This is a genomic window from Rhodococcus sp. MH15 (assembly GCF_019266045.1).
In the GTDB taxonomy this organism is placed as follows: Bacteria; Actinomycetota; Actinomycetes; order Mycobacteriales; family Mycobacteriaceae; genus Rhodococcus_F; species Rhodococcus_F qingshengii.
In genome coordinates this window covers 496,874-522,228 of the sequence record NZ_LPNP01000061.1, presented here as the reverse complement: position 1 = coordinate 522,228, position 25,355 = coordinate 496,874, and the positions used below count along the sequence as shown (strand labels likewise).

22 protein-coding genes are annotated in these 25,355 nt (G+C 62.5%); 10 read left to right on the top strand and 12 right to left on the bottom strand.

Features of this window, described 5'->3' with window-relative positions; all coding sequences use genetic code 11:
• Nucleotides 1-44: 44 nt before the first annotated feature.
• The 3 genes from ATN37_RS10365 (at nt 45) to ATN37_RS10355 (ending at nt 4,406) form a co-directional block, all read left to right on the top strand.
• Complete coding sequence (locus ATN37_RS10365; RefSeq protein WP_218695086.1) at nt 45-1,718, top strand: putative PEP-binding protein; 1,674 nt, start codon at nt 45-47, stop codon at nt 1,716-1,718.
• Between the two features lie 75 nt (nt 1,719-1,793).
• Entirely contained in the window at nt 1,794-3,074 is a 1,281-nt protein-coding gene (locus ATN37_RS10360; RefSeq protein ID WP_003942232.1) for a uracil-xanthine permease family protein, read from the top strand.
• Between the two features lie 189 nt (nt 3,075-3,263).
• Complete coding sequence (locus ATN37_RS10355; RefSeq protein WP_007735194.1) at nt 3,264-4,406, top strand: acyl-CoA dehydrogenase family protein; 1,143 nt, start codon at nt 3,264-3,266, stop codon at nt 4,404-4,406.
• A gap of 92 nt (nt 4,407-4,498) precedes the next feature.
• On the opposite strand, the gene lexA is transcribed toward ATN37_RS10355, so the two are convergent.
• The gene (lexA, locus tag ATN37_RS10350; RefSeq protein WP_007735195.1) at nt 4,499-5,227 is read right to left on the bottom strand and encodes a transcriptional repressor LexA; all 729 of its coding nucleotides are present in this window, start codon (nt 5,225-5,227) and stop codon (nt 4,499-4,501) included.
• 279 nt (nt 5,228-5,506) lie between these two features.
• On the opposite strand from lexA, the gene ATN37_RS10345 reads away from it, so the two are divergent.
• Entirely contained in the window at nt 5,507-6,220 is a 714-nt protein-coding gene (locus tag ATN37_RS10345; RefSeq protein WP_058038704.1) for a LysM peptidoglycan-binding domain-containing protein, read from the top strand.
• A 194-nt stretch (nt 6,221-6,414) separates the two neighbouring features.
• Nucleotides 6,415-6,912 carry a transcriptional regulator NrdR gene (nrdR, locus tag ATN37_RS10340; RefSeq protein ID WP_030535543.1) on the top strand — a complete coding sequence of 166 codons (498 nt, stop codon included), beginning with the start codon at nt 6,415-6,417 and terminating at the stop codon, nt 6,910-6,912.
• A gap of 286 nt (nt 6,913-7,198) precedes the next feature.
• Here the strand turns inward: nrdR and hrpA are convergent, their stop codons facing one another.
• On the bottom strand, nt 7,199-11,104 hold the full coding sequence (gene hrpA / locus ATN37_RS10335) for an ATP-dependent RNA helicase HrpA (protein WP_050655801.1): 3,906 nt from the start codon (nt 11,102-11,104) through the stop codon (nt 7,199-7,201).
• A 101-nt stretch (nt 11,105-11,205) separates the two neighbouring features.
• On the opposite strand from hrpA, the gene ATN37_RS10330 reads away from it, so the two are divergent.
• Complete coding sequence (locus tag ATN37_RS10330; protein WP_003942129.1) at nt 11,206-11,835, top strand: Pr6Pr family membrane protein; 630 nt, start codon at nt 11,206-11,208, stop codon at nt 11,833-11,835.
• Here ATN37_RS10330 and ATN37_RS10325 read toward each other — a convergent pair.
• Complete coding sequence (locus ATN37_RS10325) at nt 11,806-12,123, bottom strand: DUF2322 family protein (RefSeq protein WP_003942194.1); 318 nt, start codon at nt 12,121-12,123, stop codon at nt 11,806-11,808. The two genes, ATN37_RS10330 and ATN37_RS10325, sit on opposite strands and share 30 nt — an antisense overlap.
• A 132-nt stretch (nt 12,124-12,255) precedes the next feature.
• On the opposite strand from ATN37_RS10325, the gene ATN37_RS10320 reads away from it, so the two are divergent.
• Complete coding sequence (locus tag ATN37_RS10320) at nt 12,256-13,479, top strand: aspartate aminotransferase family protein (protein ID WP_197487741.1); 1,224 nt, start codon at nt 12,256-12,258, stop codon at nt 13,477-13,479.
• 2 nt (nt 13,480-13,481) lie between these two features.
• Here ATN37_RS10320 and ATN37_RS10315 read toward each other — a convergent pair whose 3' ends face one another.
• Entirely contained in the window at nt 13,482-13,748 is a 267-nt protein-coding gene (locus tag ATN37_RS10315) for a hypothetical protein (protein ID WP_064075590.1), read from the bottom strand.
• Between the two features lie 17 nt (nt 13,749-13,765).
• Between ATN37_RS10315 and ATN37_RS10310 the strand changes: the two genes are divergently transcribed.
• A complete protein-coding gene (locus ATN37_RS10310) occupies nt 13,766-14,464 on the top strand; it encodes a hypothetical protein (RefSeq protein ID WP_064075589.1) in 699 nt (232 codons plus the stop codon).
• Here the strand turns inward: ATN37_RS10310 and ATN37_RS10305 are convergent.
• The 3 genes from ATN37_RS10305 to ATN37_RS10295 all read right to left on the bottom strand — a co-directional run bounded on the left by ATN37_RS10305 (nt 14,450) and on the right by ATN37_RS10295 (nt 16,340).
• Nucleotides 14,450-15,130: a PhzF family phenazine biosynthesis protein gene (locus tag ATN37_RS10305; protein WP_003942237.1), complete on the bottom strand. Its 681-nt coding sequence runs from the start codon at nt 15,128-15,130 to the stop codon at nt 14,450-14,452. The genes ATN37_RS10310 and ATN37_RS10305 overlap by 15 nt on opposite strands.
• An 80-nt stretch (nt 15,131-15,210) precedes the next feature.
• Nucleotides 15,211-15,750, bottom strand: a complete 540-nt coding sequence (locus tag ATN37_RS10300; RefSeq protein ID WP_003942122.1) for a carboxymuconolactone decarboxylase family protein — start codon at nt 15,748-15,750, stop codon at nt 15,211-15,213.
• Between the two features lie 2 nt (nt 15,751-15,752).
• Nucleotides 15,753-16,340: a peroxiredoxin gene (locus tag ATN37_RS10295; protein ID WP_003942119.1), complete on the bottom strand. Its 588-nt coding sequence runs from the start codon at nt 16,338-16,340 to the stop codon at nt 15,753-15,755.
• Between the two features lie 229 nt (nt 16,341-16,569).
• On the opposite strand from ATN37_RS10295, the gene ATN37_RS10290 reads away from it, so the two are divergent.
• On the top strand, nt 16,570-17,490 hold the full coding sequence (locus tag ATN37_RS10290) for a hydrogen peroxide-inducible genes activator (protein WP_042920013.1): 921 nt from the start codon (nt 16,570-16,572) through the stop codon (nt 17,488-17,490).
• A gap of 28 nt (nt 17,491-17,518) precedes the next feature.
• Here ATN37_RS10290 and ATN37_RS10285 read toward each other — a convergent pair whose 3' ends face one another.
• Together ATN37_RS10285 and ATN37_RS10280 are read right to left on the bottom strand one after the other, a co-directional pair.
• A complete protein-coding gene (locus tag ATN37_RS10285) occupies nt 17,519-18,919 on the bottom strand; it encodes an FAD-binding oxidoreductase (protein ID WP_030536896.1) in 1,401 nt (466 codons plus the stop codon).
• 122 nt (nt 18,920-19,041) lie between these two features.
• A complete protein-coding gene (locus ATN37_RS10280) occupies nt 19,042-19,890 on the bottom strand; it encodes a LysR substrate-binding domain-containing protein (RefSeq protein ID WP_003942255.1) in 849 nt (282 codons plus the stop codon).
• 56 nt (nt 19,891-19,946) lie between these two features.
• Between ATN37_RS10280 and ATN37_RS10275 the strand changes: the two genes are divergently transcribed.
• Nucleotides 19,947-20,354, top strand: a complete 408-nt coding sequence (locus ATN37_RS10275; protein WP_007732807.1) for a DUF5997 family protein — start codon at nt 19,947-19,949, stop codon at nt 20,352-20,354.
• Nucleotides 20,355-20,407: 53 nt separating this feature from the next.
• Here the strand turns inward: ATN37_RS10275 and ATN37_RS10270 are convergent, their stop codons facing one another.
• From ATN37_RS10270 to ATN37_RS10260, 3 genes are all read right to left on the bottom strand, one after another.
• Nucleotides 20,408-22,912, bottom strand: a complete 2,505-nt coding sequence (locus ATN37_RS10270) for an RNA helicase (protein WP_064075587.1) — start codon at nt 22,910-22,912, stop codon at nt 20,408-20,410.
• Between the two features lie 26 nt (nt 22,913-22,938).
• Complete coding sequence (locus ATN37_RS10265; RefSeq protein WP_007732813.1) at nt 22,939-23,976, bottom strand: alpha/beta fold hydrolase; 1,038 nt, start codon at nt 23,974-23,976, stop codon at nt 22,939-22,941.
• Between the two features lie 181 nt (nt 23,977-24,157).
• Nucleotides 24,158-25,117 (bottom strand): proteasome assembly chaperone family protein, encoded by a 960-nt coding sequence (locus ATN37_RS10260; RefSeq protein WP_003942198.1) that lies wholly within the window; start codon nt 25,115-25,117, stop codon nt 24,158-24,160.
• Nucleotides 25,118-25,355: the final 238 nt, after the last annotated feature.

Genomic DNA, 25,355 nt, shown 5'->3' with positions numbered 1-25,355 from the left:
AGGTGATCCGGTGTGACACCGGGCCCATCGCTCAAGGAGGACAGATGACCGAACAGCTCAACCGAATCACCGTGCACGGCACCCCCGTCGTGCCCGGAATTGCCTACGGCCCGGCTATCTGGCCGTCCAGCCGACCAGAACTCGTCACCGATGCGCCCGCACTCGACGAGGCCGATCGAGAGGCCGCTGCAGACGCCTTCGTCGCAGCAGCGAAGGCTGTCGAGAACCGCCTTCTCGGACGGGCTGCCGAAGCCACAGGCGCGGCCGCCGAGGTCTTGCAGGCCAACGCGGCGATGGCAGCCGATCGCGGCTGGATCGGGGCGGCAAAGAAGTCGATCGCCGGCGGAGTGCCCCCAGTGCAGGCTGCGATCGCGGCGACGGAGCAGTTCGTGGTGCTGTTCACCAACGTCGGCGGTGTGATGGCCGAGCGCGTCACCGATCTCGAGGACATCCGCGACCGCGTGATCGCCGAACTCTCCGGATTGCCCGAACCCGGAGTTCCGATGCCCGAGACGCCGTCGGTGCTGTGCGCGGACGATCTGGCTCCTGCGGACACCGCGGGCCTCGATGCAACCAAGATCATCGGACTCGTGACCATCTTCGGCGGCCCGACCAGCCACACGGCAATCATCGCGAGGCAGTTGGGCATCCCGTGCATCGTGGCTGCGAAGGAATTGGAATCCATCGCGGCCGGAACACCGATTCTGATCGACGGAACCACCGGCGACGTGATCGCGGAGCCGGATCCCGAACAGGCGCGCGAACTGGTCGAACAATCCCGGATCGATCGCGAACGCGTCAGCACGTGGACCGGACCAGGCCGGACGTCGGACGGTCGGCCGGTAGACGTTCTCGCCAATGTTCAAGACGGCGCGGGCGCTCGCGCCGCGGCGTTGACCGCAGCGGGAGGCATCGGGCTCTTCCGGACCGAACTCTGCTTCCTCGGCCGTGAGACCGAACCGACCGTAGACGAGCAGGCGGCGATCTACGCCGAAGTTCTCGAGGCCTTCGCAGGCAAGAAGGTCATCATTCGCACGTTGGACGCGGGTTCGGACAAGCCGCTCAAATTCGCCAACCACCAAGAGGAAGCTAATCCGGCCCTCGGCGTTCGTGGGGTCCGAATCGCCTGGCAGGACATGGGGATTCTCGACCGCCAGCTCGACGCGATCGCCGCAGCAGCGGCGTCGACCAACTCGTCCCCGTGGGTCATGGCGCCGATGATCGCCACCCCGGCCGAGGCGAAACGCTTTGCCGATGCGGTGCGGGCACGCGATCTCGTTCCCGGAGTCATGGTGGAGATCCCGGCGGCGGCGCTGCTGGCCGACCAGATTCTCGAACACGTCGAATTCCTCTCGATCGGTACCAACGACCTCGCTCAGTACACGATGGCCGCTGATCGGATGTCCTCCGAACTCGCCGACCTGACCGATCCATGGCAGCCCGCGGTGCTCGCCCTTGTCGCACGTACGGCCCAGGCCGGTCAGGCGGCAGGCAAGCGTGTCGGCGTCTGCGGTGAGGCGGCCGCCGATCCACTGTTGGCCTGCGTACTTGCCGGTCTCGGCGTTTCCTCGCTGTCGTGCGCTGCGGCGTCGGTCGCGGGTGTGGGAGCGAAGGTCGGGTCCGTCACCATGGCGCAATGTGAGGCGGCTGCGGCGGCCGTGCTGGCAACCGGTGATCCCGTGGCAGCGCGCAAAGCGGCGGCTGACGCAATCAGCTGAAGTGGTTTCGTCGGTCTCGGTCGGAGACCGAGCGCCTGACCTCTAGTATTTCGACCTGTGATCGAACGAGAAACAATGACCGGGACCGGCGGAATCGGCTGGACTGTCCACGGAGACGGCAAGCGGATCGCCGACGGCGCCGTCGTGGCGCCGGACGAACGACTGAGTTGGCCGCGCACCATCGGGATCGGGATGCAGCACGTCATCGCGATGTTCGGAGCGACACTGCTCGTTCCGACCATTACCGGCTTTCCCGTCACGACGACGCTGTTGTTCTCGGGTATCGGCACCGCGCTGTTCCTGCTCATCACCCGGGGCCGGATCCCCAGCTATCTCGGTTCGTCCTTCGCGTTCATCGCGCCGCTGACAGCGTCAGCAGGGTCAGGCCCGGCCGCGCAGCTCGGTGCCGTCATGGCCGTCGGCATCGTGTTGATGTTGATCGGCGTCGCCGTACGTCTGATCGGCAGCCGGGTCATCGACGCCGTCATGCCGCCGGTAGTGACAGGCGCCGTCGTCGCGCTGATCGGTCTCAACCTCGCTCCGACGGCGGTCGGCTCCTTCGAATCGCAGCCGCTGATCGCCACGGTGACGCTCGTTTCGATCCTGCTGGTCACGGTCGTCGGTCCCGGGCTGCTCGGCCGGTTGGGCATTCTGGTCGGCGTCGTGATCGGCTGGGTCTTCGCCGCGGTCATCGGTGGTCTCGACAGTGAACGAGTGTCCGCTCTGCGCGAAGCCGACTGGTTCGGGCTGCCGAGTCTGCACGGACCGTCGTTCGACTGGTCGGTGATCGTGCTCGCGCTGCCCGTGGTGATCGTTCTGGTCGCCGAGAACGTCGGACATGTCAAGGCGGTGTCCGCCATGACGGGTAAGTCCCTCGATGATCTGGCCGGCAATGCGCTGTTTGCAGACGGTCTCGCCACGACCTTGGCGGGCGCCGGCGGCGGATCCGGAACCACCACGTATGCCGAGAACATCGGGGTCATGGCAGCGACGCGTGTGTACTCGACCGCGGCGTACTGGGTAGCGGCCGCCACCGCCGTGATCCTGGCATTTTCGCCCAAATTCGGTGCACTGGTCTTCACGGTTCCGAACGGCGTCATCGGCGGTGCGACGATGGTTCTCTACGGACTCATCGGCATTCTCGGTGTGCGCATCTGGATGGAAGCGAAGGTGGACTTCACCGATCCGGTCAACCTGACCGTCGCCGCTGCCGCACTGGTTGCCGGCATCGGGAACCTGACGCTGACCATTGGTTCGGTCGAGCTGGGCGGCATCGCTTGGGGGTCGATCGGCATCCTGGTCGCCTACCCGATCATGCGATACCTCGCCAAATTCCGTACTTCGAGTAACAGATAACCGCTACAGTCACGAATCGTGATCGTTCGGGTCATCGACGGGTATCGCAACAGGTTCTACCGTCGGAGGCAGTGACGTGGGCCCGCGAACTTCGGCGTGCCCAGTCTCAGCGAAAACATCCCGACCGGGTACATCGTCCCCACCGGGTACATCACTGAAGTGCCGTATATCGAATTGCAAGGAGTTGGCGTGGAGCGCACCCTGTTCGAACCGGAACATGAACTCTTCCGGGAGTCGTACCAGAAGTTCTTGGCACAGCACGTGGCACCGAACCACGAGAAGTGGGAAGAGCAGAACATCGTCGATCGTGACGTCTGGGTCGAGGCCGGAAAGCAGGGATTCCTGGGAACCGCGGTACCTGAGGAATTCGGCGGCGGCGGTGTCAAGGATTTCCGCTACAACGCGATCATCACCGAGGAAACCACCAAGGGTGGCTTCAGTGGTATCGGCTTCACGCTGCACAACGACGTGGTGGCGCCGTACCTCCTGGAGTTGACCAACGAGGAGCAGAAGCAGCGTTGGCTACCCGGATTCGCGTCGGGTGAGCTGATCTCGGCGATCGCGATGACCGAACCGGGTACCGGTAGCGACCTGCAGGGCATCAAGACGAAAGCAGTTCGCGACGGGGACCACTGGGTACTCAACGGTTCGAAGACCTTCATCACCAACGGAATCAACGCCGACATCATCATCGTTGTCGCGTGCACCGACCCGGACAAGGGTGCTCAGGGCTTCAGCCTCCTCGTGGTCGAGCGGGACATGCCCGGCTTCGAGCGTGGACGCAATCTCGACAAGATCGGCATGAAGGCTCAGGACACCGCCGAACTCAGCTTCACCGACGTACGCGTTCCCGCTGCCAACCTGCTGGGCGAAGAGGGAATGGGCTTCTTCTACTTGATGAAGAACCTTCCCCAGGAACGACTCTCGATCGCCGTCGTTGCTGCCGCCGCAATGGAATCGGTTCTCGAGAGCACGATCCAGTACTGCCGTGACCGCAAGGCATTCGGCAAGTCCATCGGCAGCTTCCAGAACACCCGATTCGTACTGGCCGAATTGGCAACGGAGACCACGGCAGTGCGCATCCTGGTGGACAAGTTCATCGAGCAGCTCAATGCCGAGAAGCTGACCGTGCAGGAAGCTGCGATGGCAAAGTGGTGGACCACCGAAGCTCAGGTCAAGCTCATCGACCGCTGCCTCCAGCTGCACGGAGGCTACGGCTACATGAAGGAATACCCGGTTGCCAAGGCGTACATGGACTCTCGTGTGCAGACCATCTACGGTGGCACAACCGAGATCATGAAGGAGATCATCGGACGCTCGTTGAACCTCTGATTCGGGTGATGCACCGCTGATCGTCACGAAAAGACTCTGGGCCCCGGCTGATGCCGGGGCCCAGAGTCTTGTGATCGAGGGTGCGAGCGAACTCAGATCTTCCGCATGACCGTGACAACCTTGCCCAATATGACGGCGTTGTTGCCGGGAATCGGCTCGAAGAGGTCGTTGTGCGGCATCAACCACACCTCCTTCTTCGTACGCTTGAACGTCTTCACGGTGGCTTCGCCGTCGATCATTGCGGCCACGATGTCACCGTTCTCGGCGACGTTCTGCTGACGGACGACAACCCAGTCGCCATCGCAGATCGCTGCATCGATCATCGACTCACCGACAACCTTGAGCATGAAGAGCGAACCTTGGCCGACGAGCTCGCGGGGGAGTGGAAACACATCCTCCACAGCTTCCTCGGCGAGGATCGGTCCGCCGGCAGCGATGCGGCCCAGAATGGGGACGAACGCCGGCTCTGGCAGCGGGTCGGCACTGTTGTACTCGCCGGAATGCTTCGACACCGACGCGATGGCGGTATCGGCCGCAACCTCGTCGAGACCCCGAACATCGACTGCACGAGGGCGATTGGGATCGCGTCGAAGGAAGCCCTTGCGCTCCAACGTTCGCAGTTGATGCGCGACCGACGACGTGGAGGTAAGCCCCACCGCATCCCCGATTTCGCGAATGCTCGGCGGATACCCGCGCTCCGTCACCGAATCGCGGATCACTTCGAGAACGCGCCGCTGACGCTCGGTGAGCGTCTCGCTCGACGGAGACGGAACTGCAGAAGCTCCTGCCTCCGCGGCTGTGCTGGAGCGATCGTCCTTCATGGCCTGTTGCCTCCGTGTCTGAAGAAGTCGTGTCTGAAGAAGTCGTGTCTGAAAAACAGCCTGCAAAAGTGCCTGCAAAGTGCCTGGTGCAAGTCGCGCAGAAACCTGTCGGTGCCTCCTGCCAACATTCGAGCTGTCGACAAACACGGAGGCTTTCGCAATTCCCGCTGTGTGGTCTGACACGAATCTAGCCGGATTTGCTCGCGGTTTCAAACATCTGTTCGATTCGTGTCGCTCCAAGTAGAGACATTGTCGGCCAGGCGTGGTAGAAATTCGAACATGCGTTCCATCGAACGCATGATCGAACACATCGATCGGTGTCGACCAGCGGAGGTCACGATGGGTAACGCAGCACTGAAAAGCAACAGGGTTTTCGACGACGCGATTGGTTTCGACGCGTTTGGTTTCGACGGTACGTCGGCACTGAAGTACCACCCCTCGTTCTATGGGCCCGATGCAGACGCTGTGTCCTTCGAACGGCGCGGAGCGCCCGAAATGCATGGCGTGGCCAGGGATGTCGACAACGAACCGCAGGCGGCCGTCGTTCGCCGGGTTCCGGCGGTGGGCGCGGTTTCAGGTTCGCGTTCATTGCGCGAATCTCCTCGCCGGTGGGACAGCGAGCACGATTCGTCACGCCCGTACGGAGGAAGTTTCGCGCACCGAAACAGGGTCGGTGTGTCACGGGTCGAACATGAAGTGGCCGCCGAGGATGTCAGTTGGAAGACGGTTTTCCTGGGCGCCGTATTCACCGCATTCGCAGTGTTGGCGTTGGTGGGGATCGGCGCTTTGTCGAGTGGTGACGTAGCTGCGACAAACGGCGCGACCGAAGTGGTTCGCGTTGCCGCGGGTGAATCCCTCAGTGATATTGCTGCCAAGGTTGCACCTGGCCAGGCTGTCGGTTCGGTGATCGAGCAGATCATGGATCTCAATGCGATGTCGAGTTCCGGGCTGTCAGTGGGACAAACGCTGATCGTGCCGGCCTCGGGGCGCTGACCTACCCCGTACCAGGCGGGGGCGTACCGAGCGTGAGAGCAGTCCGTTCACAGCGAGTAAGCTGTCCACTTGACAGTCCCACCACCTCGGGTGGTCGCGTTGAGTACGTGGATCTGCTCTGTAAATCGTCGGAGGATTTGCAGTCGGTAGCGAATCTGAGTTGCGGCCATTTCGGCGACAACGAAGGAACCCCGATGCATTGCCCGTTCTGCCGGCACCCTGATTCCCGAGTGGTCGATTCGCGCGAGGCCGACGAGGGCCAGGCGATCAGGCGGCGCCGTTCGTGCCCCGAGTGTGGCCGCCGATTCACCACGGTCGAGACGGCAGTTCTCTCGGTCGTGAAGCGCAGCGGCGTCACGGAGCCTTTCAGCCGAGAAAAGGTTGTCAAAGGTGTGCGTCGCGCATGCCAGGGCCGCCAAGTGGACAACGATTCGCTGAATTTGCTCGCCCAACAGGTCGAAGATGCCGTTCGAGCTTCGGGTTCTGCCGAAATTCCCAGTAACGAGGTAGGGCTCGCGATCCTCGATCCGCTTCGAAATCTCGACGAAGTCGCCTACCTGCGATTCGCATCGGTGTACAAGTCCTTCAGCTCGGCTGCGGATTTCGAACGTGAGATCACCGACATGCGCGAGCATGCAGAGACCCGTGCCGCCGAGAAGGCTCCCGGCGCCGAGACCGTTTCCGTCGACTGAGGCCTTCGCCTCAGATAACGCTGAGAGCACAGAGCGGTCTTAGGTAACGCTGAGAACACAAAGCGAACAATCTAACAAATCGGGCACGTTATTCGCTTAGTGTCTACCAGGTACGTTCGTCCGCATCTCGGATCTTCACGGAGGCGTTATGAACTTAGTTGCAGTTCTCGGAGTCGTGAACAGCCTGGTAACCCTCGGGTTCGCCAACACTGTTGCCACCTTTGGCGGTTTCCTCACCAACGTCAACATTCAGACAATCTACTGATCGCGCAATTCTCGCCGAACATCAACGCTTGATCGCTTCGATAGCTTTCAGGACTCGCTTTTCGGAAATCGGTGTGGGTGTACCGAGGGACTGCGCAAACAGGCTCACGCGCAGTTCCTCGATCATCCAACTGATCGCGTCGACATCTCGAGCAGTGCGACGCTCTTCGGGAAGCGAACTCAACAACCGGTCGTACGCTGCGTACACCCGGTCGAGGACATCCATAGCCTGCTGATCTCGTTGTGCACTTGCGGGCAGAGCTTCGAGACGGAATTTTGCTGCGGCAAGATACCTCGGTAAATCGCGTAGGCGGGCCGATCCCAGTTCGGCGACAAATCCCGGAAACAGCAGTGAGGTCAGCTGTTCTCGGACGTCGTCGGCTGCCTCGCCGCGCGAGCGGTCCAGCACGACGCTCAGTTGGTGTGCTTGTTCGAGGATCGGAACAATCATGCGCAGGATCGCGGAAACGCGTCCGGCCAGTTCGGAGCGTGCGATCTTCACCAGGGCATCGAACGCTTCAGGCGTGCGTACCGGTCCACCGTGAGCCGCAATCACTTCGTTGGCAGCTGCCACCCGGCAATCTTCGACGAGGGCCTCCAAGCCGCCGTCCGGATTCTGGCCGAGAGCCAGACGCTGAGTGTTCGACAAGCCGGCGGTCACTGCCTTGAGTTGGGTGGGAACGGCCGCGAGGAGAAGCGCCCGCGTACCTTCCCTCATCGCCTGCGCCTGCGCGGCCGGCGTACTCAGGACACGAACGGCAACTCCGCCGTTCTCCGGCACCAGAGCTGGGTAGCCGGTCACCTGCTGTCCGCCGATGGAGCGAGTGATGGTCTGTTCCAATGCGCCCAGCGTTTCGGATGTCCAGACGGTTGCCGCTGCCCGTTCGGTTCCGGTTGCCGCCTTGGCCACTTCCTTCTGCACGCGCGGGGCGAGCGTGCGTCGTAGCTGCGCCAGATCCTTACCCTTCGCGAGCACCTTGCCCGATTCGTCCTCGACGACAAATGTCATCCGAAGATGGTCGGGCAGCGCGGCGGGATCGAAGTCCTTGGCGTCGATCTGGATCCCGCCCAAGTGCGAGAGTTCGCGGGCCATCGCGGTCATCAACGGCTCGGATCGAGGTTTGACTGCTGCCAATGCTGCGGCGGCATAATCCGGAGCCGGAACGACAGCGCGTCGAATGTTCTTGGGCAACGTCTTGATCAGAGCGGTAACGAGATCGACGCGCATACCGGGGACCAACCAGTCGAAGCCGACCGGCTGAAGTTGCGCGAGCAGGCCGACCGGGATGTGCGCGCTGACGCCGTCGTCGTCCTTTCCCGGCTCGAATTGGTAAGTGAGTGGAAACTGCATGTCGCCTTGGCGCCAGGCGTCCGGGTACTCGCCGCCCAGTACTGCAGCTGCGTCGGAGTTGACCACCGTTTCCGGTGTGAAAGTCAGCAGACTCGGATTCTTGCGCCGCTCGGTCTTCCACCACTGGTCGAAATGCTTGGCGGATACGGCTTCCTGGCCGATACGTTCGTCGTAGAACTCGTAGAGAGTTTCGTCGTCGACGAGGATGTCGCGTCGGCGCGCGCGGTTCTCGAGTTCTTCGACGTTGTCGAGGAGTGCACGGTTTTCGTGGAAGAACTTGTGGTTCGTCTGCCATTCGCCCTGCACGAGCGCATGGCGGATGAAGAGATCGCGAGAGGCCTCGGGATCGATTCGTGAGTACGTCACTGCGCGGCCGGTTACCAGAGGAACTCCGTAGAGAGTGACCCGCTCGTATGCCATCGCCGAGCCGCGCTTGGAGGACCAGTGCGGTTCGGAATAGGTCCGTTTCACCAGGTGCGGGGCGAGCTTTTCAGCCCACTCGGGTTCGATACGCGCGGACATGCGCGCCCACAGCCTCGACGTTTCCACGAGTTCGGCGGCCATGACCCAGCGTGGTGGCTTCTTGAACAGTCCCGATCCGGGGAAGATCGCGAAGTGGCTGCCTCTGGCGCCGAGGTAGTCCCGCTTCTCGCCCTCGCGTAGCCCGATATGCGAGAGCAACCCGGCAAGGAGCGACTGATGGATCGCGTTCTCGCTTGCCGGTGTCTCTCCCACTGTCCAGCCGAGACCGCGGGTGATCTGCCGGAGTTGCCCGTGCAGATCCTGCCATTCGCGGATGCGGAGCCAGTGCAGGAACTCGTTCCGGCACATCTTGCGAAACTGGTTGGAGGACAGATCGTTACGTTGTTCGCGTAAGTAGTCCCACAGTTTCAGGTAGGCCAGGAAGTCGGAGTTCTCGACGTTGAAGCGGGCGTGCTTTTCGTCGGCGGCTTGCTGGAACTCGGCGGGCCGCTCGCGAACGTCCTGGATGGACAACGCCGCGACGATGACAAGGGTTTCGTGAAGGCAACCGTTGTTCTTGGCTTCCACCAGCATCCGTGCCATCCGCGGATCCACCGGAATCTGGGCCAGCTCGCGGCCGACCGGCGTCAGTTCGGGGTGGCTGGCCTCGGAACCTCGCGCGATGGCGCCGAGTTCCTCGAGGAGTCCGATTCCGTCCTTCACGGCGCGCTGGTCCGGCGGTTCGACGAAGGGGAATGCCGCGATGTCGCCCAGGCCGAGGGCCGTCATCTGCAAGATCACGGATGCGAGGTTGGTTCGCAGGATCTCCGGTTCGGTGAATGCCGGCCGTGACTCGAAGTCCTCCTCGGAATACAGGCGGATGCAGATTCCTTCGGCGACGCGGCCGCAACGCCCGGAACGCTGACGAGCTGACGCCTGCGAAATGGGCTCGATCGGCAACCGCTGAACCTTGGTGCGCACCGAATATCGCGAAATGCGCGCGGTTCCCGGATCGACGACGTACCGAATGCCGGGAACGGTCAGCGAGGTCTCGGCCACGTTGGTGGCAAGGACGACGCGTCGGCCGGTGTGCGGCGAGAACACTTTGTGTTGCTCGGCGGCAGACAGCCGCGCGTACAGCGGGACGATTTCGGTGTTGCGAAGACGCCGATCGCGTAAAGCATCTGCGGTGTCGCGAATTTCGCGTTCGCCGGAGAGGAAGACCAAGATGTCGCCTTCGCCCTCCGCGCTCAGCTCGTCGACCGCCTCGCAGACCGCGTCGACGGGATCGCGGTCGAAGGTGATGTCGCCGGATTCGACGGTCAGTGGCCGGTAACGCATTTCGACAGGGAATGTTCGCCCGGATACCTCGACGATCGGCGCGGGCTTACCGTCGACAGCGAAGTGCTTGGCGAAGCGCTCGGGATCGATGGTCGCCGACGTGATGATGACCTTGAGATCGGGTCGGCGGGGGAGCAGCTGAGCCAGGTAACCGAGGATGAAGTCGATGTTGAGACTGCGTTCGTGCGCTTCGTCGATGATCAGCGTGTCGTAGCGTCGGAGCATACGGTCGCGCTGAATTTCGGCGAGGAGAATGCCGTCGGTCATGAGCTTGACGTAGGTGCGGTCCGAGACCTGGTCGGTGAACCGCACGGTGTATCCGACGGCGTCGCCGAGTTCGGTGTCGAGTTCTTCGGCGATACGTTCGGCAACGGTGCGTGCTGCCAACCGGCGCGGCTGTGTGTGTCCGATCAAACCGCGGACGCCACGTCCGAGTTCGAGACAGATCTTCGGGATCTGGGTTGTCTTACCCGAGCCGGTCTCGCCGGCGACGATGACAACCTGATTCTCCGAGATCGCGGTCGCGATGTCGTCCTTGCGCTGACTGACGGGCAGAGCTTCCGGATACGAGACTGCGGGAACATTGGCGGAGCGTGCGGCCAACCGCGTGCGCGCCGTTTCGATTTCCTCGGCCAGCGCCACCAAAGCGTCTGGTGTGCGGGCACGGTCGAGTTTGCGACGGAGTCGACTCTCGTCGCGGAGTGAGACCTGCGCCAGCGCGCTCTTCAGGTCACTCCGCTTGGGGGAGAGCGGGGCCGGTGGTGTTGTAGACATGCTGATGACAGCCTATCGAACGCGTTCACAACTACCGCTCGCAGATCGTGCTGATGTGCAAATATCGACCAGTGACGACAAATACCGCAAATGAGTCATCGGTGCCTGTCTTGTCGACGCCGATCGCCGTGCGAGCCCTGAGACTGTTGTTTGCTGTGTTCGGACTTGCCGCTTTGCTGTGGATCCCGATCCGTGACGCGGCTGAGCTGTCTCTGTCGAACTATCTGAGCTACTTCACCATCGAGAGCAACATTCTTGCGGTGATCGTGTTGCTGGTCGGTGCAATTCGAGATCCACAATCGCAGGCGTGGCAGTCGATCCGAGGGGCGGTGACGCTGTACATGGTGATCACCGGGATCATCTACGCCGTGCTCCTGGCCGATATCGACGTCAATTTGAACGATGCCTGGATCAACTCGGCACTGCATCGGATTCTTCCCCTGGTCATGCTTCTCGACTGGGTGTTCTTCGCTTCGAGGCACAGGATCTCCGAAGCCCGCTCACTGCAGTGGCTGCTGTTTCCGGTGATCTACGCGGTGTACACGTTGATTCGAGGGCCGATCGTCGACTGGTATCCGTATCCGTTCATGGATCCTCGCCACCAGGGCTATCTGGCCCTGTTCATCGGATTCGTCGTACTGGGCATCGCGATGGCCCTGATGGCGTTGGCGGTCAATGCCGTCGGACGGCTGGGAGCCGGGTTACGCGGACGGAACGCTGCGAAGTCCTAGGGGATTGCCGGAGGCGAGCACCTGCTCGAGGCGGTCCACGTTCGGGTGCTTACCGGGGTTCGCCCGGGCGTCCTCGGTGTGCTCGGCGAAGATCGTCAATCCTGCCGAGGCGGCTTCGGGTGTCAGCGCGCCGTAGACCTGAGCGAGATGGTTGTACACCTTGACCGAGCCGGACTTTCCGGGCTTGTTCTCCACGGTGTCGATGACGTTTCCGTCGGCGTCGAGTACCTCGATGGCGGCCAGATGATCGATGGCGGGCAGTGCTGCAAGATTGTCGGCAAAAGTCATGGTCGACAGATTACGGGTGCGCCCGTGAAAGCCGGTGCCGGGCGAGCGCCGTCGTGCGCGGATTCCTGGTGTCGATATAGTCGCAGCACATCGTTTGCACACCAGCATCGTTTGTATTCGAAGGGGACAATGATGGCTTCGGCATTGTGGCACGGGTTCGCGGACATGGGCGCTGTGGAGAAGAACGGCGCGTTTGTCGTCTCACGCGGTGAGGGCGCGTACATCTGGGACCGCGAGGGCACTCGGTATCTGGATGCGACGGCGGGCCTGTGGTTCACCAATGTCGGGCACGGGCGCACGGAGATCGCGGATGCGGTAGCGGCTCAGTTGTCGAAGATCGCTCATTTCTCCAACTTCGGTGATTTCGTTCCCGAAACCACGCAGGTGTTGGCCGAGCGGTTGGCGGCCATCGCGCCGGTTGCCGGGAGCAAGATCTTCTTCACCTCGGGTGGTTCGGATTCGGTGGACACTGCGGCGAAGCTGGCTCGCCGGTACTGGCACGAGGTGGGGCAGCCGGAGAAGACGATCATCGTCGGACGCCAGAAGGCGTATCACGGAATGCACGTTGCCGGAACGGCTCTGGCGGGTATTCCGGTGAACCGTGAGGGGTACGGCGAGCTGATGGCGGATGCGGCGACCGTCGGCTGGGATGATGCGAAGAGTCTGCTCGAGTTGATCGAGAAGATCGGTGCGAACAAGATCGCTGCGTTCTTCGCGGAGCCGATCATCGGTGCGGGTGGGGTGTATCTGCCGCCGGAGGGGTATCTGGCGGAGGTGCGTGACATCTGCCGTGAGCACGACATTCTGTTTGTCGTCGACGAGGTCGTGACCGGTTTCGGCCGGATCGGTGGTGAGTGGTTCGCGTCCACCCGTTTCGATTTGCAGCCCGACATGATGACCACGGCAAAGGGTTTGACGTCGGGTTACGTTCCGATGGGTGCGGTGTTCATCGCGCCGCGGGTGGCGGAGCCGTTCTATGCGGGTTCGTGGTGGCGCCATGGGTACACCTACGGCGGGCATGCCGGTGCTGCTGCGGCGGCGATGGCGAACCTGGACATTCTCGAGCGTGAGAATCTGCTCGCGGAGTCGAAGCGTTTGGAGGCGTCGTTGCATACGCATCTGCAGCCGTTGGCGGAGCATCCGCGGGTGGCGGAGGTTCGTAGTGGGCTCGGTGCGGTTGCTGCGGTGCAGTTGGTTGATCCGGCGGAGGCGTTGCCGTTTGTGAAGACGCTTCGTGAGCACGGTATTTCGGGTCGCGCCGCGGGTCAGGGTGCGATGCAGATTTCGCCGACGTTCGTCATGACCGACGATCAGGTCGCCGAGATGGCCGCGGGGATCCTCGCAGCCCTCGGCTGAAGTCAGCTGCGGCGCCGGAAGAGTTTCTCGATTCGGCGCCGCACTGCGTTGGGCGCAGGTTCCAGTTCCAGAACCTCTTGCTCCGACTGCTTGGCGTACGCCTGGGTGTAGCGCTCGTGTAGCACCGAGCGAATCTCGTCCGGAGAGTAGGCCCGACGCTGGCGTTCGCCGCGCGCAACGAGAACCCCGGTGGCGGCAACGCCCATTGCACCGGCGAGGCCGACCAGTTTCCAAACGTGCGAGGCGCGCAGAGGAGTCGTGAGTTTCATCCCTCTACGCTAGAGGCATGGACCGACGATTGCTTTCGCAGGTGAGTCTCGACGAGGCCGCCGCGGCGACCCGCACGGGCGACATCTGGATCTTCCGCGGAGAGTCGACGGCGGACCGGGCCATCCAGACGCTGACCAACAGCCCGGTCAACCACGTCGGAATGTCGGTCGTGATCGACGACCTTCCGCCGCTGATGTGGCATGCGGAACTCGGTCACTCGCTGCAGGACATGTGGACCGGACGCTTCCAGCGTGGTGTCCAACTGCACGATCTGCGATCGGCCGTTCAGGTTTGGGGCGCCAAGTACGGGCAGCGTGGATGGTTGCGCCAGCTCGACCACGAGATCACCCGGGAGCAGGAAGACGCTCTGCTCCAGACGATCGCGCGGCTGGACGGTACGCCTTTCCCGTCGACGGCCAAGCTTGCTTCGCGCTGGTTCGGCGGCCGAATCCCGAAGCTGCGCAAGAAGTCCGACGTATCGGCAGTAGCCGTCGAGAGCGCCTACTGCGCCGAAGTGGTTGCCAAGACCTATGAAGCGATGGGTCTGCTCGTCGGTAATCGTCGTGTCAATTGGTTCGACCCGGGCAAGTTCTGGAGTGGAGATCAGTTGCCCCTCGCGCCGGGAGTTGCGCTCGGTGACGAGATCTCGGTATCACTGAGTGCACGTGACCTCGAGGCCGGACGCAATCCCGCCGGGTACTCACAAGGTTCGTGACGGCTCGGCGACGACGCGGCCGCCGACTTCGAGCCAACCTTCCGGAGAGAAGGTCGTGTGAAGGACCGATCCGCGTCCCTGGGTGATGAGCAATGATTTCCTCAATCGGTCCGTGATGCGCAGCGCTGCAGATCCGGTCGCCTCGTCCTCGGCGATTCCCATCACCGGTGCGAACATGCGTGCGCGGATGGCAGCTTCGAGCTTGTCCTGCCATGCCCACAGATACGAATGATCCGCCTCGTAGTCGGACGGATCTGCGTCGATGACGTCGTCCACCGTGTCCATCGGATAGATCGCGAATTCCGGTGCCCATTCGGCACGCGCGCGTACCCACGTCAAAGCGCCGGATTGGCGGACGTCGACACTGCCGGCAGGAACGTCGAGGGCGCTCACGCGACGGCCCTGTTCGCCCAGCCACCACGTGGCACCGACGGTCGGGTGTCCGGCGAAGGGGAGTTCTGCTGCCGGAGTGAAGATCTGGACCCGCGCACGCGAGGCGCCGTCATCCGGAACGTCGATGAAGATGGTCTCGCTGTAGTCGAGTTCCTTCGCGACGGCTTGTCGATCCGATTCTGCAACCGTGGACGCGTCGACGATTCCCAGCGGATTCCCGTGCTTGCCGTTCTCGTCCGTGAAGACCCGGACCACACTCACCTCGATACCCATCGGTCCACCCTAGCGCGCGAAAAGCCCTCCCCACCTTCACGGTGGGGAGGGCTCGTCGAACTGCACTCAGGTCCGAGTGATCAGACCTGTGCGGCAGAGAGGATCTCGTTGGCTTCGACAGCCTGTGCGACACCCGCGACGATGGAACCGGCGCGGATCGCTTCGAAGATGACCTCGCGGTCGACACCTTCCTGGCGGAGGGTGTTCTCGTGAGCTTCGAGGCAGTGGTTGCAGCCGTTGATCGCGGACACTGCAAGCGACCACAATTCGAAGTCGGCCTTGTCGACGCCCGGGTTGCCGATGATGTTCATCCGCAGGCCGGCACGAAGGTCGTCGTACTTACCGTCGAGGTAGCCCTTGGTGCGGTAGAAGACGTTGTTCATGCCCATGATCGACGCTGCGCCGAGAGCGGCGTTGTATGCCTCTGCCGACAGGTTGTCGGCAGCCTCGGAAGCAATCTCCTTGAGCGTGGACGCAGACTTGGTGGCTGCGGCCGTTGCGAGGAGCGTTCCCCACAACTGCTGCTCGTTCAGGACCGTCGTGCGCGCAATGGAACTCAGGTTGAGCTTGAGGTCCTTCGCGTACTCCGGAAGCGAGTTCTTGAGGTTCTCGACGCTCATACTCAGACGCTCGCAGTCAGGAGCTCGCCGGCGTTGATGGTCGGGTCGCCCTTCTTCCAGTTGCATGCGCACAGCTCGTCGCTCTGGAGAGCGTCGAGGACGCGGAGAACCTCATCGACGTTACGGCCGACGGAACCGGCTGTGACGGAGACGAACTGGATCTCGTTGTTGGGGTCGACGATGAACGTCGCGCGGTCTGCAACGCCGTCGGCGTTGAGGACGCCGGTGGCCTCGGCAAGCTCGCGCTTGAGGTCCGAGAGCATCGGGAAGGGGAGGGTCTTGAGCTCTTCGTGCTGTGCACGCCACTGGAAGTGCACGAACTCGTTGTCGACGGAAGCGCCGAGAACCTGAGCATCACGGTCTGCGAACTCTTCGTTGAGCTTGCCGAATGCAGCAATCTCGGTGGGGCACACGAAGGTGAAGTCCTTGGGCCAGAAGAAGACGATGCGCCACTTGCCTGCGTAGTCGTCACTGGTGACGGTGGTGAAGTAGTCATCGGGCTGCTGGGCATCGACCTTGGACAGGTCGCCGCCGATGACAGCCGTGAGGTTGTAAGCGGGGAACTGGTCGCCGATTGTGAGCAGAGCCATGTGTCTCATTCTCCTACGTGTCTCGTGAACAGGAATTTCTTGCGCACACGATCCGGCTGTTCGGACTGTGACGGCCGAACGTGCTGGATCGAGAGGGTTTGTCACCGTCAGCGGGTCGGACGGTTTCGACTGGAGTGTCGAGGTTGTGACCGGCGCTTTTTGGTATGAGTCCATTCTGCATCAAACCGTTCAAAAGGTAAAGGTGATGGGTGGCACTACACTGATAGGCATGTCTGATCAGACTTATCAACCTTCCTTGTCACAGCTGCGTGCCTTTGTGTCTGTGGCCGAGTACCGGCACTTCGGTACTGCCGCAGCGCGTTCCGGTGTGAGCCAACCCACACTGTCGCAGGCGCTGGCAGCTCTCGAGGCGGGACTAGGGGTCAAACTGATCGAACGCAGTACCCGGCGTGTGCTCGTGACCGCGGACGGACAGCGCTTGCTCGGTCAGGCCAAGCAAATCCTCGAAGCTGCCGACGGTTTCGTCGCGAGCGCGGCCGGCTCCGGCGACTCTCTGACCGGACCGCTACGCATCGGGTTGATCCCGACCGTTGCGCCCTACATTCTTCCGGGGTTGTTGCCGGAGCTGCGCGAGAAGCTGCCGTCGTTGGCGCCGCAAATAGTCGAGGATCAAACGGCGCGCCTACTCGATGCACTGCGATCGGGAGCGCTCGACGTCGCGGTGTTGGCGCTTCCTGCCGGAACACCTGGCCTGGTGGAAGTTCCTGTGTACGAAGAGGATTTTGTGATGGTCGTGCCGAACGATCATTCCTTGGCCGGACGTGTCGATCTCACGGCGGACGTGCTCGACGCGCTGCCGTTGCTCTTGCTCGACGACGGCCACTGCCTGCGTGACCAGACGTTGGATCTGTGCCGTTCGGTAGACGCCCATCCGCTTGCCGGCGACACGCGGGCTACCTCTCTCGCGACAGTCGTGCAATGTGTGGCCGGGGGACTCGGGGTGACTTTGGTCCCGGAATCGGCTGTTGCAGTGGAGGTTCGACGCGGGGACTTGTCGACGGCGCGTTTCGCTTCGCCAGCTCCCGGTCGCACGATCGGCGTCGTGTTCCGCTCGTCGAGTGGCCGAGCAGAAGGATTCCGTCAGCTGGCCGAGCTGGTCCGTTCGGTCAGCCCGACGGTTCCTCGATGACGTAACTCGTTCGACATCGACGTGAAAGCTAGTCGAGAGAGCCTTCTTTCACGGCAATGACCGCTCCGGGATTGAGAATTCCCAGCGGGTCGAGCGCATCCTTGACCTTGCGATTGAGGGCCATGACGTCTTCACCCAACTGTGACGGCAGCCAGTCGCGCTTGAGTCGACCCACCCCGTGTTCGCCGGTGATCGTGCCGCCGAGCGCGATGGCGAGATCCATCACCCGTCCGAATGCGATCTGTGCGCGTTCGGACATGTCCGGGTCTGCGGGGTCGAAGACGATGAGCGGGTGGGTGTTTCCGTCTCCGGCGTGCGCCACCGTGCAGATCAGGACGTCGAGGTCGTCTGCGATGGCTTCGACCCCGGTTACCAGCTGGGGGAGTGCGCGCATGGGAACGCCCACGTCTTCGAGAAGCAGACTTCCCATCGCGAGCACGGCCGGGAACACCGCTCGCCGTGCCGCCGCAAAAGCGTCACCTTCGGCCTGGTCATCGGTGGCGAATACTTCGGTGGCTCCGTTGTTTTCGCACGCCTGAACAATCGTCTCGATTTCCAGCACGCCTGCCGCGCCGGGTGCGTCGGACTGCGCGAGCAGTAGTGCGTGAGCCTTGCGGTTCAGACCCATGCGTACCGAATCCTCGACAGCATTGATACTGGCGTGATCCATGAACTCGAGCATCGCCGGACGCATGTTGCTGGTGATCGCCAAGACCGCGTCGGCAGCTTCTTGTACCGAGTCGAACGACGCGACGACGGTTGATGCGGGCGGCTGCGCGGGAATCAAACGCAACGTGATTTCCGTGATGATGCCGAGAGTGCCCTCGCTGCCCACGAACAGTTTGGTGAGTGAGAGTCCGGCGACGTCCTTGAGCAGGGGACCTCCGAGGCTGACAGCTGTACCGTCCGCCAGCACGACCCGGAGTCCGAGAACGTAGTCGGTGGTAACTCCGTACTTGACGCAGCAGAGTCCGCCGGCGTTGGTGGCTGCATTGCCGCCGATGGAACAGATCTCGAAGGACGACGGGTCAGGTGGGTACCAGAGTCCGTGCTCTGCGGCGGCTTTCTTGACCTCCGCATTCATCAAGCCGGGCTGAGTAACCGCCACACGGGCGACCGGGTCGATCGTGATCTGTCGCATTCGCTCGGTGCTGACCACGATGCAACCGTCGACGGCGCTGGATCCACCGGAAAGGCCCGAGCCGGCACCTCTGGGAACCACCGGAACGCGGTGGGCGGTTGCCCATCGCATCACGGTTTGGATGTCTTCGGTGCACGTAGCGCGAACCACGGCAGCTGGACGGCCGGCGGTCGGGTCGGCGGCCCAGTCCTGGCGGTAGCCCGCGGTCACGTCCGGATCCAGCAGGACGGCTCCCTCGGGGAGTGCCGCTACCAATTCGTCGAGGGCTGAAGAACTCGCGGGAGTCATACTCTCATCATGCTCGACGGAGTTCGACGATGCGCCAATTCGCGAGACCACAGCCCGAGTCTGTCGCGCCTGATCAGTTCAGCGTTGTCCGGCAGCGATCCTCCGAGTTGCCAGTTGAAGCCCTAGCGGCCCTTCTGCTTTCCGGAGAACCGGCCACCCGAACTCTTGGTCCCACCGGACTTCCCGCTGCCTGATTTGCCGCCCGCCTTGGCCTTACCGGAACCGGCGTTGCGTCCGGATATGTTCTTCGCGGTGCCGGCGCCCTTAGCTTTCTGCCCGTTCTTGGCAGCTTCTGCGCGACGCTCGCGGGCCGCGATCTTGGCCTTGACGGAGCCCTTGATCTTCTCGGCCGGCTCGCCGTTCCGTCCGCGGGAACTCTGTGCCGTTCGGCCCCGCACGATGCCGATCAGTTCCTCGACCAGATCTGTGGTCTTGGACTCCATCCATGCCAAAGCCACAGGAGCCTCGGGCGCACCGTCCACCGGACGGAAGGTCAGGTCCTTGCGATGGTGGAACCGCGCCAGCGAATGGGGAACCACGACAACTCCGACGCCGGCGGCCACCAACTCGATGGCGTCGGCGATGGTCGCTGGTCGCTCGGCGGCGGTCTTTCCGGGACGGGTCGGCCAGTCGAGTCTGTCGTCGAGAGGATCGAGCACTATCTCGTCGGCCAGATCGTCGACGGAAATCTGATCGACAGTAGTGAATACGTGATCTTTCGGTACCACCACCACCGGGGTTTCCGCGTACAGCGAGATGGCGCTGATGCCGGTCCGGTCGATCGGCAGTCGAACCAAACCTGCATCTGCTTCACCGGCGCGAAGTGCAGCTTCGAGTTCGAGAACCGGGAACTGAACAAGTTCCAGACGCACCTCGGGGAGCCGCTCGTGCCACACCCGGACCCACTTGGTGGGCGTCACCCCCGGGGCGTACGCGAGTCGAAAAATTGCCTGACTATCCGCGTCTGTCACCAGGCAAGGCTACCGCCTTGGTAAAAGCACCCGTATCGGCTGGTTACTCTTGTTGCATGACGTCGAACAAAACTCCCCAGACGATGAAGCCGACGACGGCTGCCAAGAAGCTGGGTGTGTACCTGGAAGCAACACCTGCGCAGTTCCAGGAAGGCGACGTGACTCGTGACGAGCTGACCGCTCTGCAGACCGATCCGCCGGAGTGGCTGCTGGAGCTGCGACGCACCGGACCGCACCCTCGCCCGGTCATCGCAGCCAAGCTGGGCGTATCGATCGCCGGCCTGGCCCGCGGCGGCGTCGAAGAAGCACTCACCACGGATCAGATCGCCGCACTCCTCGAAGAGAAGCCCGAATGGCTCGAAAAGGAACGCGCTGTTCAGGCCGAGGTGCGGGCCGAGAACGTTCGCATCAAGGAAAAGCGCGCTGCTCGCCGCAACCAGCCGCGGAAGGCTCGAAGGGGCTGACGCCCCCTGTGCGCCTTTTTGGTAGCGCCGACTACCAAAAAGGCGCACAGGCGCTAGCCTTCTACGACGCTCAGCTCGTCGAACACGATTTCACCCGCGGCATCCGATTCCGGGATGTCGACGACGGCAAGCAGTGCCCATCCGTGATCGCCCTCCGGATCCTCGAGCACCTGCCGCACCCGCCAGAACTCACCCTCTTCGGTGACCTGGAAGAGCGCCGGCCCGCGCGCCGATGGCCCGGTTCCGATTGTTGCGTACTCCTCGAAGTACGGGAGTAGTTGCTCTTCCCACTCGGCGGCGTCGATACCGTCCTCGAGGTTTTCCAGCTCATTCCACTGCCGACGCGACGCGAGGTCGATGCGTCGGAACATCGCATTGCGCACCATGACGCGGAATGCGCGCGGGTTCGCCGAGATGGGACGGGGAATGTCGGCGCCGAACGCAACCTCTTCCGTATCTGCCTCGGCTCCGGGGTCGGTGAGTGACTCCCATTCGTCGAGCAGGCTCGAGTCGACCTGACGGATCAGCTCGCCCAACCACTCGATGATGTCTTCGAGTTCCTCGGTGCGCGCTTCCGCCGGGACGGTCTGTCGCAGCGCGCGGTAGGCGTCGGCGAGGTAGCGCAGGACGAGGCCCTCGGACCGGGTGAGTCCGTAATGGCTGATCAACTCGGCAAACGTCATGGCGCGTTCGATCATGTCGCGCACCACGGACTTGGGGGAGAGGGCGAACTCGGTGATCCACGGGTGGCCACCCCGGTACATTTCGAAAGCCGGGAACAGCAAGTCCGACAACGGTTTCGGCCACGTAACCTCTTCGAGGAGTTCCATGCGCTCCTCGTACTCGATGCCGTCGGCCTTCATCTGCGCAACCGCTTCGCCACGAGCGAAGTGCTGCTGCGCCATCAGAACCTGACGCGGATCGTCGAGCGTCGACTCGATGATCGAGACGACATCGAGTGCGTAACTGTCGGATTCGACGTCGAGAAGTTCGAATGCCGCCAAGGCGAACGGTGAGAGTGGCTGGTTCAAGGCGAAGTCGCGTTGCAGGTCCATCGTCAACCGAGCCATGCGGCCGTACTCGTCGGGTTCGTCGAGGCGTTCCACGATCCCGGCGCTGAGCAATCCGCGATACAGCGAGATCGCTTTGAGGATGTGCTTGCGCTGCGCCGGACGCGATTCGTGGTTGTCCTCCAACAGGTGCCGCATCGCGTCGAAGCAGTTACCCGGGCGGGCAATGACATTGAGCAGCATCGAGTTGCTGACCGAGAATCGCGACACCAACGGTTCGGGCGATGCGGCGACCAAGCGATCGAACGTCGCTTCGCTCCAGGATACAAACCCCTCGGGAGCCTTCTTGCGTTGAATCTTCTTGATCTTCTTCGGATCGTCGCCGGCCTTGGCGACTGCCCGCAGATTCTCTACTTCGTGTTCGGGTGCCTGGACGACGACGGTGCCCATCGTGTCGTAGCCTGCACGACCCGCGCGACCGGCGATCTGATGGAACTCGCGGGCTTTCAGATGCCGAGTGCGGACGCCGTCGTACTTGGCCAGACCCGTGAGCAGCACCGTGCGGATCGGGACGTTGATGCCGACGCCGAGGGTGTCGGTACCGCAAATCACCTTGAGAAGCCCGTCCTGTGCGAGAACTTCGATGAGCCGTCGGTACTTGGGCAGCATGCCCGCATGGTGAACGCCGATGCCGTGCCGGACCAGGCGGGAGAGTGTTTTTCCGAACCCGGTGGTGAAGCGGAAACCACCCAGCGCCTCGGCGATCGCTTCCTTCTCTTCTTTGGAACAGAAGTTGACGCTCGTCAGTGCCTGGGCGCGTTCGAGGGCGGCGGCCTGCGTGAAATGCACGATGTAGACGGGGGACTGGTTGGTGGTCACCAGATCTTCGATGGTTTCGCCGACCGGCGTGGTCGCGTACGAGAACATCAAAGGCACGGGGCGTTCTGTGCCGGAGACGACGGTGGTGGGTTTCCCGGTACGGCGCGTCAGATCTTCGGAGAAGAAGTCGACTTCACCGAGAGTTGCCGACATCAACAGGAACTGGGCGTGCGGCAACTCGATGAGCGGAACCTGCCACGCCCAACCTCGATCGGGTTCGGAGTAGAAGTGGAACTCGTCCATCACGACCTGGCCGATATCGGAGTTCGGGCCCTCGCGCAGTGCAAGATTCGCGACGATTTCGGCCGTCGCACAAATGATCGGCGCCGACGAGTTCACGGCGGCGTCGCCGGTCATCATGCCGACGTTCTCGGCACCGAAGACTTCACACAGCGCAAAGAACTTCTCGCTCACCAAGGCCTTGATCGGCGCTGTGTAATAGGTGCGCTTGCCGAGCGACATCGCATAGAAATGCGCGCCGATCGCCACCATCGATTTGCCTGACCCGGTCGGCGTCGCAAGGATCACGTTTGCACCCGAGACCAACTCCATGACGGCCTCTTCTTGGGCCGGGTAGAGCGTCAAACCTCGTTCGATGGTCCACGAAGAGAAGGCGTCGAAAACGGACTCAGGATCCGCGTTGTCGGGGAGAAGTTCCGTCAGCAGCACTCGTACAGGCTAGCCGCAACCGTAGATCAGGTTGCGCTTCGCTCGTCCGAGCCCATGGCGTCGAGCACCGCCATGCGGGTGGACGACGTTCCGGTGATGGTGTTCTCGCCGACCCCGGAGATCAGCATGTGGCGCCAGCGAGCCTCGTCGAAGACGAGTGGTGCGGTGCTGGAAAGAAAATCTTCGACGATCTGCAGGAAACGCATCGGATCGTCGCGGAACGGGAAGTGGCCCGAGCCGCGGAAGACTTCGAGGCGTGAGTTCGGCATCGCCGCGTGCGCGAGATGAGCGTGGGAGACGGGAATGACGGAGTCGTCGTCGCCCCAGATCAGTTGAACCGGCAGATTCTCGGTCAGATAACAGCGGTCGAGCATCGTGACCACCTGTCCGCGCCAGTCCACGACGGCCCGCAGCGTACGAAGGTAGGCCTCGTAGGCAGTGGGGTCGGGGAGATCAGCGAGCACGCGAATCAGGTCCGGTGTGTCGTGCAACATGGTGCCGGGACGCAGATTTGAACCGTGAACTACTCCGGCAAGGTTCCCGGCCATCCGGACGAGCGGCATTGCACCAGGTATCCGGAGCAGCTTTACCACCTCGTTGACCACCGGAACGGACATGAGGCGCAGCAGCGGATGGACGTCCTTGGTGACGCCACCGGCCGAGACCAGCACGAGGCGATCCACCATGTGTGGGAATTGGTAGGAGAACTGCATCGCTACGCCGCCGCCGAGCGAGTGCCCGATGACGGTGACGTGCTCGATGCCGAGCGTCGACAGAAGATCCCGCATGCCGTTGGCGTACGCGGCTACCGAGTAATCCGCGCGTGGCTTGTCGGAACGGCCGTGACCCAACAGGTCAGGTGCGATGACCGTGTACTTCTTGGCGAGGTGGGGAATGATCTCGGTCCACGTCGACGAGTTGTCGCCGATTCCGTGCAGGAGCAGTACTGCCGGACCCTCGCCGGCTATCCGAAATGCGCGTCGGTAGCCGTGAATCGTCCGGAACATCATCCGCGGTTCCTCGTCGGGGACCGGTCGGAGCTGACGGTTCCGTGGTCTGCTCATGTCGCCTCCTGGCTCGGCGTGTGACCACGTTGACTGTCTGCTCCAGTTGTTGAGCCGTCAACGAAAATCACACAGAGTTTGAGGCTATCCGACGGATGTGTCCTGAACAACAGCCCAGGTAACGGAGGGGTTGCGGAATGCGCACAATGTCGAATTATGCGCCCCGCCCGTCACATTTTCGTCAGTTGTCGCCTCGATCGAGGTCTCCAGCTGAGCCGAAGTCGTCATTTCCTGCCTGTTCGGCCAGGAACTTTTCGAACTCTGCGCCGATCTCGTCACCGCTGGGAAGGTCGGCCTCGCCGGCCAGAAGGGACGACTGTTGTTCCTGAGCGGCGACAAAAGTGTCGTATTGACGCTCCAAAGCGTGGACTACAGTCTGAACTTCTTCGTTCCCGGCTATGTGCTCGTTAACCTGTTCCCGAACGCGCGCCGCGGCCTCACCCAGTGCAACCAACGGCAACTCCAGATCCGAAACCTCGGAAACGTTTTCGAGCAAAGTTTCTGCGGCGCCCGGGTAGTCCGTTTGCGCGAGGTAGTGGGGGACATGCACCGAAAAGCCCATCGCCTCGTGCCCGTGCTGAGACATACGAAGCTCGAGCAGTGATGATGCGCTGCCGGGAACCTGCAGTTCACCTGACCAACGCTGATGGTCCTGGATCAGGTCCTTGTTGGTCGAATGTGCTGTCACGCCGAGCGGTCGGGTGTGCGGGATTGCCATCGGAATCGCGTTGAGCCCGATGGTTCGACGCACTCCCAACTGTTCGGACAACAGTCGAACAGCTGTGGTGAACCGCTCCCACTTGAGGTCCGGTTCCATCCCGGCAAGCAGCAGGAACGGCGTGCCGGCCGTATCGCGCAGTGCGTACAGATTGAGCGCCGGAGCGTCGTAATCGGAGAAATGATCGGCCTTGAACGTCATCGTCGGTCGACGCGAGCGGTAGTCGATCAGCTCGTCGACAGCAAACGACGCGACAAGCTCGGTCTCGAGGCTTTCGCGCAGATGCGTCGTCGCCAATTTCACGGCGTGACCGGCGTCGGAGTAACCCTCGAGTCCGTGAATCAGGATCGGTCCCTGGCCGTCGGCAGCCGCCAACTGGGGCGCCGGAAATTCCAGCTCGTACATCCTCGACTGTTCGTCCATCGCAGTCCCCTTCGCTCTTCGGTCTTGATCTCAAGTGTCCACTATCGGCGCACGCGCGACAGCATCGGAGTCAGGTGCCCGACAGCACTGGATCAGACGTTCATCGGTAAGAACACCGAGTCGGTGACCGATCATTCCCGATCCGACGAGACGGGCGTTCGCCGAGAGCGAAGCTGAGCGGTATCTTTCGACACTTGGCCTGGGCGTTCGCTAGATGTCGGGTGCGCGGCTTCGGACA

What these genes read in the sequence shown, in the direction of transcription:
- ATN37_RS10285 (WP_030536896.1), bottom strand. Translation starts at nt 18,919, where the DNA reads ATGACTCCCGCGAGTTCTTCAGCCCTCGACGAATTGGTAGCGGCACTC.
- ATN37_RS10295 (WP_003942119.1), bottom strand. Translation starts at nt 16,340, where the DNA reads ATGGCTCTGCTCACAATCGGCGACCAGTTCCCCGCTTACAACCTCACG.
- ATN37_RS10325 (WP_003942194.1), bottom strand. Translation starts at nt 12,123, where the DNA reads ATGACTTTTGCCGACAATCTTGCAGCACTGCCCGCCATCGATCATCTG.
- nrdR (WP_030535543.1), top strand. Translation starts at nt 6,415, where the DNA reads ATGCATTGCCCGTTCTGCCGGCACCCTGATTCCCGAGTGGTCGATTCG.
- ATN37_RS10320 (WP_197487741.1), top strand. Translation starts at nt 12,256, where the DNA reads ATGGCTTCGGCATTGTGGCACGGGTTCGCGGACATGGGCGCTGTGGAG.
- ATN37_RS10290 (WP_042920013.1), top strand. Translation starts at nt 16,570, where the DNA reads ATGTCTGATCAGACTTATCAACCTTCCTTGTCACAGCTGCGTGCCTTT.
- ATN37_RS10275 (WP_007732807.1), top strand. Translation starts at nt 19,947, where the DNA reads ATGACGTCGAACAAAACTCCCCAGACGATGAAGCCGACGACGGCTGCC.
- ATN37_RS10265 (WP_007732813.1), bottom strand. Translation starts at nt 23,976, where the DNA reads ATGAGCAGACCACGGAACCGTCAGCTCCGACCGGTCCCCGACGAGGAA.
- ATN37_RS10310 (WP_064075589.1), top strand. Translation starts at nt 13,766, where the DNA reads ATGGACCGACGATTGCTTTCGCAGGTGAGTCTCGACGAGGCCGCCGCG.
- lexA (WP_007735195.1), bottom strand. Translation starts at nt 5,227, where the DNA reads ATGAAGGACGATCGCTCCAGCACAGCCGCGGAGGCAGGAGCTTCTGCA.
- ATN37_RS10300 (WP_003942122.1), bottom strand. Translation starts at nt 15,750, where the DNA reads ATGAGCGTCGAGAACCTCAAGAACTCGCTTCCGGAGTACGCGAAGGAC.
- ATN37_RS10360 (WP_003942232.1), top strand. Translation starts at nt 1,794, where the DNA reads ATGACCGGGACCGGCGGAATCGGCTGGACTGTCCACGGAGACGGCAAG.
- ATN37_RS10260 (WP_003942198.1), bottom strand. Translation starts at nt 25,117, where the DNA reads ATGGACGAACAGTCGAGGATGTACGAGCTGGAATTTCCGGCGCCCCAG.
- ATN37_RS10305 (WP_003942237.1), bottom strand. Translation starts at nt 15,130, where the DNA reads ATGGGTATCGAGGTGAGTGTGGTCCGGGTCTTCACGGACGAGAACGGC.
- hrpA (WP_050655801.1), bottom strand. Translation starts at nt 11,104, where the DNA reads ATGTCTACAACACCACCGGCCCCGCTCTCCCCCAAGCGGAGTGACCTG.
- ATN37_RS10315 (WP_064075590.1), bottom strand. Translation starts at nt 13,748, where the DNA reads ATGAAACTCACGACTCCTCTGCGCGCCTCGCACGTTTGGAAACTGGTC.
- ATN37_RS10365 (WP_218695086.1), top strand. Translation starts at nt 45, where the DNA reads ATGACCGAACAGCTCAACCGAATCACCGTGCACGGCACCCCCGTCGTG.
- ATN37_RS10345 (WP_058038704.1), top strand. Translation starts at nt 5,507, where the DNA reads ATGCGTTCCATCGAACGCATGATCGAACACATCGATCGGTGTCGACCA.